The sequence below is a fragment of the Arthrobacter sp. Hiyo1 genome, from assembly GCF_001263615.2.
In the GTDB taxonomy this organism is placed as follows: domain Bacteria; phylum Actinomycetota; class Actinomycetes; order Actinomycetales; family Micrococcaceae; genus Arthrobacter.
Genome location: NZ_DF952504.1, coordinates 1 through 2020 on the forward strand (window position 1 = coordinate 1; position 2020 = coordinate 2020).

General features: G+C 66.0%; 1 protein-coding gene and 2 pseudogenes. 1 reads left to right on the forward strand and 2 read right to left on the reverse strand.

The features are described from left to right. Positions 1-606: pseudogene (locus AHiyo1_RS25300) on the forward strand (septation protein SepH); the annotation flags it as partial. A gap of 23 nt (positions 607-629) precedes the next feature. Here AHiyo1_RS25300 and AHiyo1_RS24050 read toward each other — a convergent pair. Beyond that, positions 630-1345, reverse strand: a pseudogene (locus AHiyo1_RS24050) (thymidine kinase). Further along, a partial coding sequence (locus AHiyo1_RS24055; protein WP_113990767.1) for an alkaline phosphatase family protein occupies positions 1338-2020 on the reverse strand: 683 nt, incomplete at its 5' end. The pseudogene AHiyo1_RS24050 and the gene AHiyo1_RS24055, both read right to left, overlap by 8 nt.

Here is a 2020-nt window from a genome sequence, read left to right on the forward strand (position 1 = left end):
CGTCGCGGACAGAGGCTGGGACTTGACGAAGACAGTGACGACGCGTTGGCGCTGCTTCTGAGCAGCGGCGTTCCGGCTGCGCATCCACGTCCTGGTGACGTCGACGACGAACGTGCGGACAGCGACGCAGCTGACAAAGAGCCGGCCGATACGGAAACGGACCAGCAGCCTGAATCCGGGCCGGCCCCCAGCCGCCGTGACGCGCGTGCATCCATGCTGTCGCGGCTGAGCCTGGCCCCGAAGCATGACGACAAGGAAGACGATTCCCTCCACCTTCACGACGGCGTCAGCACGGACACCCGTGAAATCACGGTGATCCCCGGTCCGCTGCGCCCCGTGACCATGTTGCGCGGCAGGAACGATCACGACGGTCAGACCGGCCAGGACGAGGCGCGAACCCCGGGAGCAGCATCGCCGCGGGCGGGCTTGGACGAATTGCTCGGCGGCGCTCCCCGGCGGGATCGCGAAGAGCCGAAGCCCACCCGTTCCGGGCAGAAGGATGAAGAAACTTCCGACGCGGGAGCGGCCGAGCGCCAGCCGTCACGGCCCAAGCGCTCCAGCATTCCGAGCTGGGATGAAATCGTCTTCGGGACGCGCGGAGACTAGGCAGCGTTCAATTCGTTGCGGCTTCAGCCGGCACCGTGCCAAAGGCAAGCGTCGACGTCGAACGGCAGCAACTGATCCCGGCTCGCCATGAGATTGGTCCATGAGCGGTGACCCGGCGCATGTAGTGCCTTCGGCATAGGGTCTCGTACCCGACAACCGGGTGCGACGCGTCGATTTGCTCCGGGGTGACCTCCGCTTGTCCGGCCTCCCTGGCAACGTCTCCCACCACGACTTGCTCGCCTTCAACCACCATGATGCCGTCCACGGTCCGCGCATTGTGTGTCGCCCGGCGGCCGCACCAGCAAAGCGCTTCCACTTGCAGGACTTGGACCCGGTCCGCGAGCTCGACGAAACGCTGGGATCCGGGGAACAGCCGGGTGCGGAAGTCGGACGTGATTCCGAAAGCGAACACGTCTACGCCCATCTCGTCAACCACGCGCGCCAGCTGTTCCACTTGCCCGGGTGAGTAGAACTGGGCTTCGTCACAGATCAGGTAGTCCACCTTGAGGCCCGTGGTCCGGCGTCGGACAACTTCGTCCCAGAAATCGGTGGTGTCAATGACTTCCACGGCGTCCGTCTGGAGCCCGAGACGGCTGGAGATGACGGATCCGCCGGCGCGGTCGTTGCAACTGAAGCGGACCCCGCCCCGGCCGCGGGCACGGTGGTTGTAATCCATCTGCAAGGCAAGGGTGGACTTGCCGCAGTCCATGGTTCCGGAGAAGAAAATGAGTTCAGCCACGGCGCCCCTTGGGGCCTCCGGCTTGGAAGCATAGCAAGGGAACTTCACGCTCCGCCTTGGTCAGCGAACCGTGTTGCCCCACCACCTCCAAGGCAGTCGGACGGACGCGGCGGACGTCGTAGAGCGCCAAGGTGTCCCGGGCCGCGATCATGACATCCCCGATCCGGGGGGAAACCTCCGGCCGAAGGACCCCGAAGAGTCCTGCTTCAAGGGCCTGCCCGCGCGTGAAGGCCCAGATCCGGTCGCCGAAGCGGGCGCGCCAGGCATCCAGCAGGGCGTCCCGGTGAAGCTCCCGGGCGTCGGGTTCGAGGTACAGGTGGACCATGCGTGGCTCGCCCGCTGTGTGCCGCACCCCTGCGATAAGGGCAGGATCGGCGGAATAGTCGATGCGCTGAGACTCGGGAACGTCGAGCATTCCATGGTCGCCCGTGAGCAGGATGGTTGTCCCCGCCGGCAGTGAGGCAGAGAGCCTCTTGACCGTCGAATCGATTTCCTCGAGCTGGTGCTCCCAGCGATCGGACTGACAGCCGTAGCGGTGTCCGGCTTTGTCCAGCTCGTTGACGTAGAAGTACATGAGGGAGGGGGTTCCCGCAGCCATTTCCTCCCCCGCCATTGCCGTCCGGGCATGGAGCGAGGTGCCGCCCACGAACCGGCTTCCCCGGAGCGCCGCGCGGG